Origin of the sequence: Polaribacter haliotis (genome assembly GCF_014784055.1) — a bacterium.
GTDB classification, from domain to species: Bacteria; Bacteroidota; Bacteroidia; order Flavobacteriales; family Flavobacteriaceae; genus Polaribacter; species Polaribacter haliotis.
This window is the reverse complement of sequence record NZ_CP061813.1, coordinates 3,737,017-3,753,981: the sequence shown is the minus strand read 5'-3', so window position 1 is coordinate 3,753,981 and position 16,965 is coordinate 3,737,017. Positions and strand designations below refer to the sequence as shown.

At 30.2% G+C, this 16,965-nt stretch carries 16 protein-coding genes; 5 read left to right on the top strand and 11 right to left on the bottom strand.

Features of this window, described 5'->3' with window-relative positions; all coding sequences use genetic code 11:
• Positions 1 to 5: 5 nt before the first annotated feature.
• Positions 6 to 893 carry an ABC transporter ATP-binding protein gene (locus H9I45_RS16155; protein WP_088354303.1) on the bottom strand — a complete coding sequence of 296 codons (888 nt, stop codon included), beginning with the start codon at positions 891 to 893 and terminating at the stop codon, positions 6 to 8.
• Between the two features lie 152 nt (positions 894 to 1,045).
• Here H9I45_RS16155 and H9I45_RS16150 point away from each other — a divergent pair, with 152 nt between their 5' ends.
• From H9I45_RS16150 to H9I45_RS16140, 3 genes are all read left to right on the top strand, one after another.
• The gene (locus tag H9I45_RS16150; protein ID WP_088354096.1) at positions 1,046 to 2,134 is read left to right on the top strand and encodes a M42 family metallopeptidase; all 1,089 of its coding nucleotides are present in this window, start codon (positions 1,046 to 1,048) and stop codon (positions 2,132 to 2,134) included.
• Positions 2,135 to 2,195: 61 nt separating this feature from the next.
• Complete coding sequence (locus tag H9I45_RS16145) at positions 2,196 to 3,353, top strand: aminotransferase class V-fold PLP-dependent enzyme (RefSeq protein WP_088354097.1); 1,158 nt, start codon at positions 2,196 to 2,198, stop codon at positions 3,351 to 3,353.
• Position 3,354: 1 nt separating this feature from the next.
• Complete coding sequence (locus H9I45_RS16140) at positions 3,355 to 3,897, top strand: NUDIX hydrolase (protein WP_088354098.1); 543 nt, start codon at positions 3,355 to 3,357, stop codon at positions 3,895 to 3,897.
• A gap of 37 nt (positions 3,898 to 3,934) precedes the next feature.
• Here H9I45_RS16140 and H9I45_RS16135 read toward each other — a convergent pair whose 3' ends face one another.
• The 5 genes from H9I45_RS16135 to H9I45_RS16115 all read right to left on the bottom strand — a co-directional run bounded on the left by H9I45_RS16135 (position 3,935) and on the right by H9I45_RS16115 (position 10,871).
• Complete coding sequence (locus H9I45_RS16135; RefSeq protein WP_088354099.1) at positions 3,935 to 4,699, bottom strand: DUF6503 family protein; 765 nt, start codon at positions 4,697 to 4,699, stop codon at positions 3,935 to 3,937.
• A gap of 209 nt (positions 4,700 to 4,908) precedes the next feature.
• Entirely contained in the window at positions 4,909 to 6,675 is a 1,767-nt protein-coding gene (locus H9I45_RS16130) for an ABC transporter ATP-binding protein (protein WP_088354100.1), read from the bottom strand.
• Between the two features lie 146 nt (positions 6,676 to 6,821).
• Positions 6,822 to 8,729 (bottom strand): acetate--CoA ligase, encoded by a 1,908-nt coding sequence (gene acs, locus H9I45_RS16125; RefSeq protein WP_088354101.1) that lies wholly within the window; start codon positions 8,727 to 8,729, stop codon positions 6,822 to 6,824.
• A 184-nt stretch (positions 8,730 to 8,913) separates the two neighbouring features.
• Positions 8,914 to 10,599 carry a sodium:solute symporter family protein gene (locus H9I45_RS16120; RefSeq protein WP_088354102.1) on the bottom strand — a complete coding sequence of 562 codons (1,686 nt, stop codon included), beginning with the start codon at positions 10,597 to 10,599 and terminating at the stop codon, positions 8,914 to 8,916.
• Between the two features lie 17 nt (positions 10,600 to 10,616).
• Positions 10,617 to 10,871, bottom strand: a complete 255-nt coding sequence (locus H9I45_RS16115; RefSeq protein ID WP_088354103.1) for a DUF4212 domain-containing protein — start codon at positions 10,869 to 10,871, stop codon at positions 10,617 to 10,619.
• A 213-nt stretch (positions 10,872 to 11,084) separates the two neighbouring features.
• On the opposite strand from H9I45_RS16115, the gene H9I45_RS16110 reads away from it, so the two are divergent.
• Both H9I45_RS16110 and H9I45_RS16105 read left to right on the top strand, forming a co-directional pair.
• Positions 11,085 to 11,852, top strand: coding sequence for a sulfite exporter TauE/SafE family protein (locus H9I45_RS16110; RefSeq protein WP_228454957.1), 768 nt, complete (start codon positions 11,085 to 11,087; stop codon positions 11,850 to 11,852).
• 245 nt (positions 11,853 to 12,097) lie between these two features.
• A complete protein-coding gene (locus tag H9I45_RS16105) occupies positions 12,098 to 12,907 on the top strand; it encodes a TerC family protein (protein ID WP_088354104.1) in 810 nt (269 codons plus the stop codon).
• 250 nt (positions 12,908 to 13,157) lie between these two features.
• Here the strand turns inward: H9I45_RS16105 and H9I45_RS16100 are convergent, their stop codons facing one another.
• Genes H9I45_RS16100 through H9I45_RS16080 form a run of 5 tightly spaced genes read right to left on the bottom strand, consistent with a single transcriptional unit; the run spans position 13,158 to position 16,957 of the window.
• Positions 13,158 to 13,526 carry a glyoxalase gene (locus H9I45_RS16100; RefSeq protein ID WP_088354105.1) on the bottom strand — a complete coding sequence of 123 codons (369 nt, stop codon included), beginning with the start codon at positions 13,524 to 13,526 and terminating at the stop codon, positions 13,158 to 13,160.
• Positions 13,519 to 14,001 (bottom strand): hypothetical protein, encoded by a 483-nt coding sequence (locus tag H9I45_RS16095; RefSeq protein ID WP_088354106.1) that lies wholly within the window; start codon positions 13,999 to 14,001, stop codon positions 13,519 to 13,521. The genes H9I45_RS16100 and H9I45_RS16095 overlap by 8 nt, the downstream gene beginning before the upstream one ends.
• Positions 14,002 to 14,005: 4 nt before the next feature.
• Positions 14,006 to 14,800, bottom strand: a complete 795-nt coding sequence (locus H9I45_RS16090; RefSeq protein ID WP_228454954.1) for an endonuclease/exonuclease/phosphatase family protein — start codon at positions 14,798 to 14,800, stop codon at positions 14,006 to 14,008.
• A gap of 6 nt (positions 14,801 to 14,806) precedes the next feature.
• Positions 14,807 to 15,997, bottom strand: a complete 1,191-nt coding sequence (fabV, locus tag H9I45_RS16085) for an enoyl-ACP reductase FabV (RefSeq protein WP_088354107.1) — start codon at positions 15,995 to 15,997, stop codon at positions 14,807 to 14,809.
• Between the two features lie 12 nt (positions 15,998 to 16,009).
• Positions 16,010 to 16,957, bottom strand: a complete 948-nt coding sequence (locus H9I45_RS16080) for a phosphoribosylaminoimidazolesuccinocarboxamide synthase (RefSeq protein WP_088354108.1) — start codon at positions 16,955 to 16,957, stop codon at positions 16,010 to 16,012.
• Positions 16,958 to 16,965: the final 8 nt, after the last annotated feature.

Here is a 16,965-nt window from a genome sequence, read left to right as displayed (position 1 = left end):
TAAAATTAAACCAAGGCTGGCTCATCTTGTTTTAAAGCAATAAAATAAACATCATCTAATTGTGGTTCTGAAGCAATAAATTCCTCTGAAGGTTTTTCTAGAGCATGTACTCTTATATTTAAAGTATTATCTGGATTAAAATTTCTAGAAAGTACATTATACAACTTCATGTTTTCCTCTAAATTTTCTTTATCAATTACTTTCGTCCAAATAGTACCATCCAATTCTTTTGTTGCTTTTTGTGGTGTAGTATGTTTTAAGATTTTACCTCCATTTAAAACAGCCATTTCATTACAGAGTTCTTTAACATCTTCTACAATATGAGTAGAAAATATAATGGTACAATTACTACCAACTTCCCTTAAAACATTTAAAAACTTATGTCTTTCAGCAGGGTCTAAACCTGCAGTTGGTTCATCAACGATAATTAATTTTGGGTTATTTAATAGAAGTTGTGCAATTCCAAAACGTTGTTTCATTCCTCCAGAATAGCCAGCAACGTGTTTTCTTCTAACATCATATAAGTTCGTAATTTCTAAAACTTCTCTTACAATGGTTTTTCTCTCTTCTTTGTTAGAAACACCTTTTAAAGTTGCGAAATAATCTAACAAATCTTCTGCAGACATTTTTGGGTATACACCAAAAGATTGTGGCAAATAACCTAGTATTTTTCTCAAAGACATATTGTCTTCTAATACATTAATATCTCCAAAAGTAATTGAACCTGAATCTGGACTTTGCAAAGTGGCAATTGTTCGCATTAAAGAAGATTTTCCTGCTCCATTTGGCCCTAATAAACCAAACATTCCTGTACCAATTTCGATGCTTAGGTTATCTATTGCTTTCACTCCGTTTTTATATGTCTTTGTTAAGTTTTTTATTACTAATTTCATATGATTGGCTTTTGGCTTTTTAACTTTGATGGTTAGTGTAAAAGTAAGCACTTTTGTTACACTTTTTTATGATTATTTTAATGCAAATCATAAAAATTCGCTTTATTTTTACATTCATCAAGAATATATCAACTTTTATAAATATATAAATAATGGCAAAAAAATCAATTTTAAATAAAGAATCACTTACATTTTTAGAAAAATACTTAAACAATGCAGCTCCAACTGGTTACGAATGGGAAGGTCAAAAAATCTGGATGGAGTATCTAAAACCTTATGTAGACGAATTTATTACAGATACGTATGGTTCTGCTGTTGGTGTAATAAATCCTGATGCAAAATATAAAGTAGTTATTGAAGGACATGCAGACGAAATTTCTTGGTATGTAAATTATATTTCTGAAAACGGATTAATTTACGTGATTAGAAATGGTGGTTCAGATCATCAAATTGCACCAAGTAAAATTGTAAATATTCACACAAAAAACGGAATTGTAAAAGGTGTTTTTGGTTGGCCAGCTATACATACAAGAGATAAATCTAAAGAAGAAGCACCAAAACCAGACAACATTTTTATTGATACTGGTTGTGCAACAAAAAAAGAAGTAGAAGCTTTAGGAATTCATGTTGGTTGCGTAATTACGTACCCAGATGAATTTCATATTTTAAACGGAGATAAGTTTGTTTGTAGAGCATTAGACAATAGAATGGGTGGTTTTATGATTGCTGAAGTTGCTCGTTTATTAAAAGAAAACAAAAAAGAATTACCTTTTGGATTGTACATAACAAATTCTGTGCAAGAAGAAATTGGTTTACGTGGAGCAGAAATGATTACTCAAACAATAAAACCAAATGTAGCAATTGTAACAGATGTTACTCACGATACTACAACTCCAATGATTGAGGAGAAAAAAGCCGGACTTTTAGAAATTGGTAAAGGGCCTGTTGTTGCTTATGCACCTGCTGTACAACAAAAATTACGTGATTTAATTACAGAAACTGCCGAAGAAAAAAAGATTCCTTTTCAGCGTTCTGCATTATCTAGAGCAACAGGAACAGATACAGATGCTTTTGCTTATAGCAATGGTGGTGTTGCTTCTGCTTTAATTTCTTTGCCTCTACGTTATATGCACACGACAGTAGAAATGGTGCATAGAGATGATGTTGAAAATGTTATTAAAATGATTTATGAAACGTTGTTAAAAATTAAAGACGGAGAAACTTTTTCTTATTTTGATTAATAAATAAAAACATTAATTTTAAAGCGCACAAATTATTGTGCGCTTTTTCATTTTAAAAAATATGACTTTACCAAACCAAAAACTTCTTTTTAGTATTCCAGAAGAAATCACTTATTTAAATATTGCTAGTCAATCACCCTCTTTTAAAACCGTTGAACAAGCAGGAATTGAAGGTGTTTTAGAAAAGAGCAATCCTTTTAAAATTACTGGAAATAGTTATTTTGAACCTGTAAAAGAAGTAAAAAAACTGTTTGCAAAACTAATTAGTGTTAACGATTATAATAGAATAGCAAACATACCTTCTGCTTCTTATGGTTTGGCAACTGTTGCAAATAATATTACATTAAATAAAGGTGATGAGATTCTTTTAGTTGAAGGTCAGTTTCCAAGTAATTATTACGTTTGGGAAAAGTTGGCAAATAAATTTAATGCGAAACTAACTATTGTTTCGATGCCAAAAACAACTAAAAACAGAGGAGAAAAATGGAATGAAGCAATTCTAAATTCAATTTCTAATAAAACAGCTGTTGTTACTTTAGGCAACATTTATTGGGCAAATGGAACTTTGTTTGATTTGAAATCCATCAGAAAAAAAGCTACAGAACATAATGCATTATTAATTATTGATGGAAGTCAGTCTGTTGGTGCGTTACCATTTTCAGTTAAAGAAATAAACCCAGATGCATTAATTTGCGCAGGTTACAAATGGCTTTTTGGACCTTATGGTTGTGGTTACGCATATTTTGGCGAATATTTCGATAATGGAAATCCGTTAGAAGAAAATTGGTCTAATCGTTTAAACAGCGAAAATATGAGTGGTTTAACTTCTTACCAAACTAAATACAAACCTTTAGCAAATAGATATTCTGCTGGAGAACACGCAAGTTTTATTTACATTAAAATGCAAATTGAAGCTTTAAAACAAGTTATTGAATGGGCACCTAAATCGATACAAGAATATTGTAAAGAAATTACTTTTGATGCCGTTTTAAAACTAAAAGAAATTGGTTGTTTTATTGAAGAAGATAATTTTAGAACACATCATTTATTCGGAGTTGAATTACCAAAACAATTAGATATTGAACAACTAAAGACAAAACTGAAAGAAGAAAATATCTTTATTTCTTTTAGAGGAAATTATATTCGTATTTCATGTCATTTATACAATACAAAAGAAGATTTTAATAAATTAACAGATTGTATTATAGCTTGTTTATAGAATGGATGAACTTATAGATATTTTAACTCCTGAAGGAAAACAAACAGGAAAAACAGCATTAAAATCGGAAGCTCATAAAAACGGTTGGTTTCATGCAACTGTGCATATTTGGCTTTTTACTTCGAACAAGAAAATACTGCTTCAAAAAAGAGCGTTAACAAAAAAAGTATTTCCTGGTTTGTGGGATATTTCTGTGGCAGGACATATTAGTGCTGGAGAATCTATTTTATCGTCAGCAAAGAGAGAAGTTTTTGAAGAAATTGGACTTGAATTACAAGAAAAAGAGTTGGTTAAAATTGGCACAAGAATTCATCAAGTTTCTCATGCTAACGGAATTCAAGACAATGAACATCATCATGTTTTTATTGCGGAATTAAAAGTTCCTGTAGAGAGTTTAACCATGCAAATTGAGGAAGTTGCTGGTTTACAATTATTCGATTTGGCGGTTTTAAAGAACACAAAAAACCTCGAAAACGTTTTGCTTCCGAGGTTTCATGAATATTATGTTTCTGTTTATGAGAAAATTACTTCACTTTTAAAATAATTTAACAAACTGTAAATTGACACAGTTTTCTAAACACTTATTTTACTGGATTTTCAAAAAACGAATCTGCTAATTTACCTTGGCTAATTAATGGCAATGTAAATTCTGTTGCCGGTTTTGCAGGTTCTATTGGAATTCCGTTTTCATCTTTTTTATACCAAGTAATTGCTTTTGGTAAAAGTAATCCGTTTACGTTTTCCCAAGAATTGTATTTTATAATATTGAACTTTTCACTTGGCTCTTTAGACTTAAACGTAACTGTATATGCTAACCATTCCATTTGATACGTTTTAGGGTTGTAATACACTATGTAATTATCATCTGGTGAAGTACCAACATTAGATTTGTAAGAAATTTTAAAACCAGGATAATTTGTTCCTTCAAAAACTAAATCGTCTACTTTATCATAAATAATTCCATCATCTGCCAAGACAAAAGGCATTGCATAAAAGTAGAAATATAAATTATAATAAAAAGTTGGGTTTCCTTTATAAGAACCTTTTACCTCTTCATCTAACCAAACTTCTTTACCATCGAAACCTAAAGAATATGTTGGTGAATTCACTACTGTTTTTCTTGAATGTAAATCTGCTGTATGAACTTCTTCTCCTTTATTAAAAGACAAAACCTGAGCTTTTCTCCAAGTATCAATTCCACCGTGTTTTTCAAAAACTTTTCCTAATTCTGTTGGGAAATTTTCTTTTTTAACCTCAACATTTTTTACTTTTTTAGTTTCTTTTTTTGATTCATTTTTACAAGAAACTGTTACTGCAATAATTAGTAATAAAATTATTTTTTTCATTTTTTAGTTTGATTTTATTTTTTGATAAAGTCGATTTTAAAATTTGATAATTACAAAAATACAATGAATTTATTATTAAGAAAATTTATTCATTTTTTAAGGATTGAGTATGCGCGTTAGGGATTGCAGTGGAAATCCTTTTGCCTTTTTCTGGCAAAAGATTGTAGCGAAAAGCCCGTTAAAACGCCCAAAAAACCAAAGTTATAAAATTATATTTTCGCTTGGTAGGTGTACAAATCGAAATATCTTCCTTCTAATTTTATCAGTTCGTTATGTGTTCCTCTTTCTACGATATTCCCAGCTTCTATGACTAAAATTTGGTCTGCTTGCTTGATGGTACTCAATCTGTGGGCAATTACAATGGTGGTTCTGTCTTTTATTAATTCTGATAAACTTTTTTGAATTAAAGCTTCACTTTCTGTATCTAAACTCGACGTTGCTTCGTCTAAAATTATGATTTTTGGGTTTGCCAAAATAGCTCTTGCAATTGCCAAACGTTGTCTTTGTCCGCCAGATAGTTTTACACCTCTTTCTCCAATTAAAGTATCTAACCCATCATCAAATCTGTCTGCAAATTCGTTTACATAAGCGGCTTTTACAGCATTTTGCAATTCTTTTTCTGTGGCATTTGGTCTTGGAAATAGAATGTTTTCTCTAATGGTTCCTTCGAACAAAAATTCGTCTTGTAAAACTACACCTAAATTCTTTCTGTAGCTGGAAAGTTTTACTTTAGACATATCGTTATTATCGATAGTAACTTTACCAGATTTTGGCTTTAAAAATGTTGCAGATAAACCTGCAATAGTCGATTTTCCTGAACCAGAACTCCCAACCAACGCAGTTACAGAGCCAGAAGGCACTTGAAAACTAATATTATTTAAAACCTCTTTACCTTCTTCATAAGCGAAAGAAACATCGTTAAAAATAATTTCTCCTTTTACATCTTTTAGAGAGATGGTTCTGTTTTCGTCATCTTCTTCTGCAGCCATATTCATTAATTCTTCTGTTCTATCTAAACCTGCCAAAGCTTCTGTTAACTGACTACCAATGTTGCTCATTTGTACTATTGGTGCAATCATAAAACCAAGTATTAATGTGAAAAACAAAAATTCTCCAGCCGTCATTTCTCCTTGAATCATATAATAACCTCCAATTCCCATAATTCCTGTAGTCGCTACTCCAATTAAAAAAGTAGAAGAACTCGTCATTAAAGCAGTTGCTGTTAAACTCTTTTTTACATTCTGAAATAATTTATCTACGCCTTTTTCGAAAACTGTATTTTCTTGTTCTTCTGCATTAAATGCTTTTATTACTCGAACTCCTGCTAAGGTTTCTGTTAATCTTCCTTTTACTTCTGCATTAATTTTACCACGAGTTCTAAAAATGGGACGTATAAATTTGAATGCTTTTAGTGCTACAATTCCGAAAATTGAAATGGGTAAAAAGACGAATAAAGTCATCCATGGATTTAAGTTTATTAATATAACTAAAGAAATTATAGCTGTTATTGACCCTCCAACTAATTGTACTAAACCTGTACCAATTAAGTTTCTTACGCCTTCTACATCGCTCATAATTCTAGAAACTAATGCACCAGATTTTGTATTGTCGAAAAAACTAATTGGCAGAGACAACACTTTTTTCTGTACTTGTGCTCTTAATTCGGATATTAAATATTGTGCTTGTACACTTAATATTCTGGTTAATAAAAAAGAGGTTATTGCTTGCACCAAAATGGCAACCAAAACAATTCCTATTAATGTGTATAATTGTTTAAAATCTTTATTTGGAACAACCTCGTCTAACAAAATTTTGCTTTGCCAAGGTAAAATTAAACCTGCCAAACTTTTTATAACAATTAAAACTAAGCCTATAAAAACTAAATTTCTTCTTGGCCAAATAATCGTTTTAAAAGCTTTACCCATAGAAACATTGGGTTTCTTTTTATCTTTTTTAGACTCTTTAAATTGTTGCATAAAATATGTTAAGAATGTAATTTACTTCTAATTGTCAATTTATATGCCATTAGAGAGTAGCATGACATATTTACAAAGTTACAATAACTAAAAAGACCTGTCAGGTTTTTAAAACTTAACAGGTCTAATTATTATATTAATTGTATTTACATTCGATTATCTATAATATTTTGAACCACTTCTGGGTTTAACAATGTACTTGTATCTCCTAAATTATCCATTTCATTGGAAGCTATTTTACGTAAAATACGTCTCATAATTTTCCCAGAACGTGTTTTTGGTAATCCTTCCGAAAATTGAATTTTATCTAACTTTGCAATCGGCCCAATATGTTCTGTAATAATTTGATTGATTTCTTTTCTTAAATTATCGTGGTTTCTGCTTTCCCCAGCATCTTTCAAAATTACATAACCATACAAAGCACTTCCTTTAACATCGTGTGGAAAACCAACAATGGCACTTTCTGCAACTGCAGGATGCTCATTTATTGCATCTTCAATTGGTGCTGTTCCTAAATTATGGCCAGAAACAATAATTACATCATCTACTCTACCTGTAATTCTGTAATACCCAACTTCATCTCTTAATGCTCCATCACCAGTAAAATACATATTATCGAATGCAGAAAAATAGGTTTCTTTATAACGTTGGTGATTTCCCCAAATAGTTCTAGCAATACTTGGCCAAGGAAATTTAATACACAATCTTCCTTCTACTTGGTTTCCTTTTAATTCGTCTCCATTTTCGTCCATTAAAGCAGGTTGAATTCCTATAAAAGGTAAAGTTGCGTAGGTAGGTTTTGTTGGGGTAACATAAGGAATTGGAGTAATCATAATTCCACCAGTTTCAGTTTGCCACCAAGAATCTATAATCGGACTTTTCTTTTTCCCTACATTATCATTATACCAATGCCAAGCCTCTTCGTTTATGGGTTCTCCAACAGAACCTAAAACTTTTAAAGAAGATAAATCGTATTTATCTACCAATTCTGTTCCTTGTTTTGCCAAAGCTCTAATTGCTGTTGGTGCTGTATAAAATTGATTGATTTTGTGCTTTTCTACAATATCCCAAAATCTTCCAAAATCAGGATAACTTGGAACACCTTCAAATAAAACAGTGGTTGCTCCATTTGCTAATGGGCCGTAAACAATATAGGAATGTCCTGTAATCCATCCAATATCTGCAGTACACCAATACACATCGTTTTCTGTATATTGAAAAGCATTTTTAAAGGTATAAGCTGTGTAAACCATATAACCACCTGTTGTATGAACCATTCCTTTTGGCTTTCCTGTAGAACCAGAAGTGTATAAAATAAATAACGGATCTTCTGCATCCATTACTTCTGCTGTACATTCTGTGGAAGCTTCGTCTAAAAGTGGTTGCAACCATTTGTCACGACCTTCTTCCATATGAATATCCGAATTTATTCTTTTTGCAACTAAAACGGTTTTAACACCTGCACAACTTTCTAAAGCTTCATCTACAATTCCTTTTAAGTCGATTGTTTTTTTTCCTCTGTAAGAACCATCTGCAGTTATTACTATTTTGCAATCGGAATCATTTATTCTCGTGGATAATGCTGTGGAAGAAAATCCTGCAAAAACTACAGAATGAATCGCTCCAATTCTAGCACAAGCCAAAAGTGAAATTGCCAGTTCTGGAATCATAGGAACGTAAATACATACTCTGTCTCCTTTTTTAACTCCATTTTCTTTTAAAACATTTGCAAACTGATTTACTCTTTTATGCAATTGTTTATATGTGATATGCTCTGCTGGTTCTTTTGGATCATTTGGCTCAAATAAAATGGCTGTTTTATCTCCACGAGTTGCCAAATGCCTATCTATACAATTTTCTGTAATATTTAGTTTTGCACCTTCGAACCATTTAATTTCTGGTTTCGAGAAATCCCATTCTAAAACTTTATCCCATTTTTTACGCCATAAAAAATGCTCCTCTGCAACTTCTTCCCAAAAGTTTTCGGGTTCACGAATCGATTTTCTATAAACTTGATAATATTCTTCTAAATGTTTAATATGGTAATTACTCATAATTCGGTTTATTTTTTAAGAGACTTTAAAAATATATATTTATTTTTCTTTTTTAGGGGGTAAAATGGTCAATTTTAAGTGCTTTTTTAAGTTGTTGAAAATTATAAAAAATAAAAATTACTATATCATTTTTTCTACCTACAACATTAATTCTACGACAAAAAAACAAAATACTTTGATTTAATTAATGTGTTGCCTCTCCTGCTCCACTTGGAATTCTTATATTTTCGACTATTTCTTGAACATTTTGTGGAGGTGCTGGTGTTATTCTAGAAATTAAGATGGCAATTATAAAGTTTGCAAACATAGCAATTGTACCAAAACCTTCTGGTGAAACACCAAACCACCAGTTTTCTTTTGTTCCTCCTCCAAACCAATCGAATTTGAATTTCATCATATAAAAAAGCATTAATAAGATACCTACAACCATACCTGTTATGGCACCTTCTTTATTTATTCTTTTACTAAAAATTCCTAAAATAATTGCTGGAAAAAAAGAAGCTGCTGCTAAACCAAAAGCTAAAGCTACTGTGGCTGCCACAAAATCTGGTGGATTAATCCCGAAATAACCTGCAACACAAACTGCAACTACTGCCGCTAATCTTGCTGCGATTAACTCTCCTTTTTCTGTAATATTAGGGTTAATCATTTTCTTTATTAAATCATGAGAAACTGATGCAGATATTACTAATAACAAACCTGCTGCTGTAGATAAAGCTGCTGCTAAAGCTCCTGCAGCTACTAAAGCAATTACCCAATTCGGTAAACCTGCAATTTCTGGGTTAGCCAAAACCATTATATCTTTATCAACTATTAACTCATTTTTAGAAACATCTGCCAAATATTGAACTTTACCGTCTTTATTTTTATCATCAAAAGTAATTAAACCTGTTTTTTCCCAGTTTGTAAACCATTCTGGTAAATTAGCATATTCTTTATTACTTACTGTTTCAATTAAATTTGTTCTAGAAAACACAGAAATTGCTGGAGCTGCTGTATACAAAACTGCAATTAATAATAATGCCCACCCTGCAGACTTTCTTGCATCCGCAACTTTTTTAACTGTAAAAAAACGTACAATTACATGGGGTAAACCAGCTGTTCCAAACATTAAAGCTGCTGTAATTAAAAATACATCTAAGGTAGATTTGCTTCCAGATGTATATGCTGCAAAACCTAATTCTTTGTGCAAACCATCTAATTTATCTAATAAATAAACTCCATTTTCGTCCATACCACCAAAACCTAATTGTGGAATAGGATTTCCTGTCATTTGAATAGAAATAAAAATTGCAGGAACCATAAAAGCAAAAATCAACACACAATATTGTGCAACTTGTGTATAAGTTATTCCTTTCATTCCTCCTAAAACTGCATAAAAAAGAACTATTATCATCCCTATAATTACACCTGTATTAATATCTACTTCTAAAAAACGAGAAAAAACTAAACCTACACCACGCATTTGACCAGCAACGTAGGTAAATGAAACTAAAAGCGCACAAAATACAGCTACACTTCTTGCGACATTAGAATAATAGCGATCTCCTATAAAATCTGGAACTGTAAATTTTCCAAATTTCCTTAAATATGGTGCTAATAGTAATGCTAGTAGAACATAACCACCAGTCCAGCCCATTAAATAAACTGAGCCATCATAACCGTTAAAAGAAATTAAACCAGCCATAGATATAAAAGATGCGGCTGACATCCAATCTGCAGCAGTTGCCAAACCATTTGCTAATGGTGAAACACCACCTCCTGCTACATAAAACTCTTTTGTAGAACCTGCTCTCGACCAAATTGCAATTCCAATGTAAAGTGTAAATGTTATTCCTACTAAAATCCATGTCCAAACTTGAATACTCATAATATACTTTTTTTTAATTAATTATTATATCCAAATTCTTTATCTAACTTATTCATTAATCTTATATAAACAAAAATGAGTATCACAAAAACGTAAATAGAACCTTGTTGCGCAAACCAAAAACCGAGCTTAAAACCACCAAACCTTATCGTGTTTAATTCGTCCACCAAAAGAATTCCAAAAACAAATGAAACTAAAAACCAAATAGTTAATAATATAACTAAGTACTTTAGATTCTTTTTCCAATATCTTTTCTCTTTTTTAATTGACATATTATAATTGGTTTAGTTAATATTTTGCAATATAATTATTTATCTTACTATATTTTAAATGCTTCTATGCTTTAATTATAATTATAGTTCTTAACTCATTTAATAAATAATTTAAAACATAGAATTGATGGCTTTTTACTAATTCGATTTTTTTTTCTAAAAAATAAACATCTCTCTTTATATAAATTATATTTGTTAGGAATAAATTTACGGATGATTATAGAAACTATTTTAGCAAATGGGTATATTATTCTGCTTTTTTTTACAGTCGCAATATTATATTCTTCTGTAGGTTTTGGTGGTGGATCTAGCTATTTAGCGATTTTTGCGCTAACAGGAGTTGTATTTACACAAATAAGAGCTACTGCACTTCTTTGTAATATTGTTGTTGTTTTTGGAAACGTGTTTTTGTTTTATCAACAAAAAAAAATTGATTTTAAAAAAATTTCTCCACTTGTTTTAACGAGTATTCCTTTGGCTTATTTAGGTGGGTTTATAGAAATTAGTAAGCAATTCTTCTTTATTCTTTTAGGAATTACGCTTCTTTTTGCAGCAATAACGATGTGGATTTCTAAGAGAATTATTTCTTCAGAAGAAAAGGTAAAAAAACAAAGTTTAATAAAAAATGCCAGTTTTGGTGGAATAATAGGTTTTATATCTGGAATGGTTGGAATTGGTGGTGGAATTTTTTTAGCTCCTCTTTTACACCTTACAAATTGGGATACTCCTAAAAAAATAGCGGCAACTGCAAGTTTTTTTATTTTAGTAAATTCAGTTGCTGGTTTATTGGGGCAATATTCGAATCCAGATTTTTATATTGATTGGAACCTGACTTCCATCTTATTAATTACTGTTTTTATTGGCGGACAAATTGGAAGCAGACTTAGCAATACCTATTTTACTCCTATTCAGCTTAAAAAAGCCACTGCAATTTTGATTGCTTTTGTAAGTGTTCGTATTTTGATTAAGTATTTGTTTTAAGTTGATATTATTTAAATACGTTTTTTTGACACAAATTTCACCGATTTTACAGATGGTTGCGCTTTGTATGTTTATTTTTTTATCAAAAAAAAAGCAAAGTTTAGTAACTGAAAACTGGAACTGAAAACTAAGGCAGAAACTTCCTACTTTAAAAACACCTTAAAAAAGGGAATTAATAAAGACTTCTATTTGCACATCTAATTCATTCCAAATATCTTTGAAGGCATTAATAAAAAAATAAAAAAATGTTAGAAAATATATTTACACTTTTAATGTTAGTTATGTTACAAGCCGTTTTAGGTTTTGATAATTTATTATACATTTCGTTAGAATCTAAAAAAGCCCCAGTAGTTGACCAGAAAAAAGTTAGAAAAAATGGAATTCTAATCGCCATTATTTTAAGAATTGTTTTATTATTTTTATTGGTTTCTATTATCGATTATTTTCAAGAACCTTTTTCATTTTTAACAGCAAAAGTTGAAGATATAGTTAGTTTCGCTTTTAATGGACATAGTATTATTGTTTTATTAGGTGGTGGTTTTATTATATATACAGCAATTAAAGAAATCTGGCACATGATTTCTACTAAAGGACTTGAAGTTTCTGAAATGGCTATCGATAAAGGATCTAAATCTTCTAAAGCAGTTATTTTTAGTATTGTTTTAATGAATTTAGTTTTTTCTTTCGATTCTATTTTAGCAGCAATTGGTTTAACAAGTGAAATTGAAAATACGACTACTGCTTTTATTATTATGGCTATTGCTATTGTAATTAGTGGATTACTAATGCTTTTTATGGCTGATAAAATTTCAGTTTTCTTATCTAAAAATAGAATGTACGAAGTTTTAGGTTTATTTATACTTTTTATTGTTGGGATAATGTTGGTTACTGAAGGTGGGCATTTAGCACATTTAAAATTATTTGGGAACGAAATTGTACCAATGAGTAAAACAACTTTTTACTTTGTATTGGCAATTTTAATTATTGTAGATGTAGTACAAGGAAGCTATCAAAAAAAATTATTAAAACAAAAACAACTTTTAGAAAAAAAATAATTTTTAAACAAAATATAAAAGAAATAACCTCAAAACAATTGAGGTTATTTTTAATTTTAATTTCTATTGTTTAATAATTTTAACATTTTATTAAACAAAAAATAAATTTTATATCTTAAATTTGTTGTGTAAAAAAATTGTTTAACAGCTGGCTTCTAGCTGTGATTTTATACTTTAAAGTATAATTTTCTAAATAAGAAGATTTTGGTTGATTGATAGAAGTCGTTACATTTTAATGTAGCGACTTTTTTTATAATATTTCAGTAATACTATCTCTAATTCTTTGTGCAATTATTTGTAAAATTCTTCTATTAATTTCTGATGAATTAATAGTGTAGAAATCAAATTCATCTTTGGAAAAATGTCCTATAATAAAGCCTAAATTGATGTTTTTGTAATTATTATCAGTTTTAAAAACACTCGAAATTCTACTTCTCTTTTTTTGTTCTGATAAAACAACAAAATCAATTTTTCTTTTTTGAAGGTAATGTTTAAAAGAATCGATTAACAAAACATGTTGCATCTTAATAATGGTACGTAAAGTTTTATTTTGAAACAACTCTATTTCTGAAGTTCCTTCATTTATTAACCCACTTATAACTGGTCTTTCTTTAGTCATTTTCTAACAATTCGTCTAATTCTAATTGATAATCGTATTGTAGGTCTTCGTGTAATTTGTCGATTATTCTTTTAATCATTTTAACCTGAGTTCCAAAAATACTCTGCAAACGTGTGCTTCTTTTTATAGAAGGCCTAAATGCTTTCATTTTCTTACAGAAATACAGTAATAATTCTACTTCTGTTTCTTTCTTTTTAGAATAACGAATGTGTTTTTTTATAAACGTTAAAATTTTTCGAGCACCTTTTCTAATATAAAAATAATTCTTGGTATTTATTTCTTCAAATAAGGTATCTACTTCCTCCTTAATAGAGTCTATATACATTTCTTCATTATGAGACTCAAATAATAAATAGCCCAATAATTCTTTATTTTCTTTTTTAAACCTCGCCAATTGCAAACACAACTCTTTTAACTCATCTGCAGTTTTATGAGCAACTTCGTCTTTTAATTGTTTTATGGTTACAGTTTTCATAAAGTTATTTAACTAATTCTAAAGTAACTAAATATGCACAATGGTCAGAAGCTATTGTATCGCAAATTGTTTCTCTAAAAACTACTTTCCACTTATTTCTTGGATAAAATAGTACATAATCTATCTTTTCAACTGGTTTGTTTGAAGGAAAAGTTAATAATGTATTTTTCTTCATGTATGAAGCTTTCCAATAAGATTCTAAAATATTAATGGCATTACTATTTGGAGTATCATTTAAATCTCCAGATAATATTGTTGGATATTTGTTGTTTGCAAATGCTTTATTAATCGCTTTTGCTTGTAAAACTCTATCTGTATCTTCTTTTAAATGATCTAAATGGGTTCCAATAAACGAAATTGTATCACCAGTTTTTAAAACTGTTGTTACTTCCAAAGCAGCTCTTGGTTCATTACCTTTTGAATATGGTAAAGCTACATTTCTTGTAGACAAAAAAGAAGATTTAGAGAGAATTCCTTCTCCATATTCTCCTCCATCATAATACATAGCTCTTCCAAAAACAGAAGCCATTTTAGTACGATATCCCAACTCTGTTGGTAAATCATACTTTTTGGCTCTATTTGTTTTAAAATCTACTTCTTGTAGCGAGACAAAATCTGCATCTGCTTTTTTAATAACGTTTGCAATAATATCTAAATCGAAACTTCCATTCGTTGTTGCTCCATGAAGAATATTAAAACTGAGTACTTTTACAACAACTTTATTCTCTTTCTTTTCCTGAGCAAAAAGTGCTCTACAAAAAAGAAAAAGAATGAAGAAGAATATTATTTTTTTTGTCAATTCTATTTATTTTTCACTTGGCATTGCTACCATTTCATTTACATCTTTATCATAATCTACTCCAGGAACTTTAAAACCGAATAAATTATAAAAATCGTTACTATATCCTTCTAAGTCTCCAATTTCTGATAAATTTTCGGTAGTTGCAGTTTTCCAAAGTTCCATAACTTCTTCCTGCACATCTTCATACATTTCCCAATCGTCGATTCTAATTCTTCCTTTTTCGTCTAAAGGAATTTCTTCACCTGTATATAATCTTTCGCTGTACAAACGCTGAATTTGCTCTATACAACCTTCGTGAATTCCTTTTTCTTTCATTACTTTATATAACAAAGAAATATATAAAGGAATTACTGGAATTGCAGAGCTTGCTTGTGTTACTAAGGCCTTATTTACGGATACATATGCTTTTCCACCTATCGATTTTAACTCGTCAGTAATTTCAAATGCAGTTGCTTCTAAATGATCTTTTGCTGCACCAATTGTTCCATTTCTGTAAACTGGTTTGGTAACATCTGGGCCAATATAAGAATAGGCAACTGTGGTTGCGCCTTCAGAAAGTAAGTTTTCGGCTTTTAAAGCATCCATCCACATTTTCCAATCTTCTCCTCCCATTACAGTAACTGTGTTTTCAATATCTTCTCCTTCTGCAGGATTTATTGAAATTTCCGACACATTTCCTGTATGAAAATCTACTGTTTTATTTGTAAAAACCTCTCCAATTGGTTTTAAAACAGACTTAAATCTTTTTCCAGAATCTGGATGCGTTCTTACTGGTGAAGCCAAACTATAAATTACCAAATCTACTTGACCTAAATCTTTTTTGATTAAGTCTACAACTTGTTGTTTTATTTCGTTAGAAAATGCATCTCCATTGATGCTTTTTGCATATAAACCTGCTTTATGTGCTTCTTTTTCGAAAGCAGCAGTATTGTAATATCCTGGTGAACCTGGTCTTCCTTCTGTAGAAGGTTTATCGAAAAATACACCAATTGTTGCTGCATCAGACCCAAAAGCACTTGTAATTCTAGATGCCAAACCAAAACCTGTGGAAGAACCAATTACCAACACTTTTTTAGCGCCTTCAATTTCTCCTTTCGATTTTACATATTCTATTTGATTTTTTACGTTTTGTTCACAACCTGTTGGATGTGAAGTTAAACAGATAAAGCCTCTTGTTCTTGGTTCTATAATCATTATTGTTTGTTTTTAGTTTGATAAAAAAGAAATTACATTCTTCTCTATTCTATTTAAGACATTTTCTGTGGAAGCTTTTACAAAAGTTTCTCCAGTAATTTGTTCGTATAATTCTATATATCTATTTGAAATTTCTGTAATTTTTTCATCAGACATTTCAGGTATTTGCTGATTGTCTTTTCCTTGAAAACCATTTTCAATTAACCATTGTCTTACAAATTCTTTCGATAATTGTTTTTGAGATTCGCCTTTATTTTGTCTTTCTTGATATCCTTCAGCATAAAAATATCTTGAAGAATCTGGTGTATGAATTTCATCAATTAAAACAATTTTACCATCTTTTGTTTTTCCGAATTCGTATTTAGTATCTACTAAAATAAGTCCTCTTTTTGCAGCTATTTCTGTTCCTCTTTGAAACAACTTTCTTGTGTAATCTTCTAAAACTACATAATCTTCTTCAGATACAATTTTATTTGCTAAAATGTCTTCACGAGAAATATCTTCATCATGTTCTCCATTTTCTGCTTTTGTTGATGGTGTAATTATTGGTTTTGGAAATTTGTCATTTTCTTTTAAACCTTCAGGCATTTCAACGCCACACAAAATTCTTTTTCCTAATTTGTACTCACGAGCTGCATGACCCGATAAATAACCACGAATTACCATTTCTACTTTAAAAGGTTCACATAAATGCCCAACTGCTACATTCTCATCTGGATTTGCAATTAACCAATTAGGAACAACATCTGCAGTATCATTCATCATTTTGGTTGCAATCTGGTTTAATATTTGTCCCTTAAAAGGAATTTGTTTTGGTAAAATAACATCGAAAGCAGACAGTCTGTCTGTGGCAATCATTACCAAAAGTTCGTTATTAATATTATAAACCTCTCTTACTTTTCCTTTGTAAACAGATTTTTGATTCGGAAACTTAAAATTCGTTTCGTTAATTGTATTCATTTTAATTG

What these genes read in the sequence shown, in the direction of transcription:
- H9I45_RS16155 (WP_088354303.1), bottom strand. Translation starts at nt 893, where the DNA reads ATGAAATTAGTAATAAAAAACTTAACAAAGACATATAAAAACGGAGTG.
- H9I45_RS16150 (WP_088354096.1), top strand. Translation starts at nt 1,046, where the DNA reads ATGGCAAAAAAATCAATTTTAAATAAAGAATCACTTACATTTTTAGAA.
- H9I45_RS16145 (WP_088354097.1), top strand. Translation starts at nt 2,196, where the DNA reads ATGACTTTACCAAACCAAAAACTTCTTTTTAGTATTCCAGAAGAAATC.
- H9I45_RS16140 (WP_088354098.1), top strand. Translation starts at nt 3,355, where the DNA reads ATGGATGAACTTATAGATATTTTAACTCCTGAAGGAAAACAAACAGGA.
- H9I45_RS16135 (WP_088354099.1), bottom strand. Translation starts at nt 4,699, where the DNA reads ATGAAAAAAATAATTTTATTACTAATTATTGCAGTAACAGTTTCTTGT.
- H9I45_RS16130 (WP_088354100.1), bottom strand. Translation starts at nt 6,675, where the DNA reads ATGCAACAATTTAAAGAGTCTAAAAAAGATAAAAAGAAACCCAATGTT.
- acs (WP_088354101.1), bottom strand. Translation starts at nt 8,729, where the DNA reads ATGAGTAATTACCATATTAAACATTTAGAAGAATATTATCAAGTTTAT.
- H9I45_RS16120 (WP_088354102.1), bottom strand. Translation starts at nt 10,599, where the DNA reads ATGAGTATTCAAGTTTGGACATGGATTTTAGTAGGAATAACATTTACA.
- H9I45_RS16115 (WP_088354103.1), bottom strand. Translation starts at nt 10,871, where the DNA reads ATGTCAATTAAAAAAGAGAAAAGATATTGGAAAAAGAATCTAAAGTAC.
- H9I45_RS16110 (WP_228454957.1), top strand. Translation starts at nt 11,085, where the DNA reads ATGATTATAGAAACTATTTTAGCAAATGGGTATATTATTCTGCTTTTT.
- H9I45_RS16105 (WP_088354104.1), top strand. Translation starts at nt 12,098, where the DNA reads ATGTTAGAAAATATATTTACACTTTTAATGTTAGTTATGTTACAAGCC.
- H9I45_RS16100 (WP_088354105.1), bottom strand. Translation starts at nt 13,526, where the DNA reads ATGACTAAAGAAAGACCAGTTATAAGTGGGTTAATAAATGAAGGAACT.
- H9I45_RS16095 (WP_088354106.1), bottom strand. Translation starts at nt 14,001, where the DNA reads ATGAAAACTGTAACCATAAAACAATTAAAAGACGAAGTTGCTCATAAA.
- fabV (WP_088354107.1), bottom strand. Translation starts at nt 15,997, where the DNA reads ATGATTATAGAACCAAGAACAAGAGGCTTTATCTGTTTAACTTCACAT.
- H9I45_RS16080 (WP_088354108.1), bottom strand. Translation starts at nt 16,957, where the DNA reads ATGAATACAATTAACGAAACGAATTTTAAGTTTCCGAATCAAAAATCT.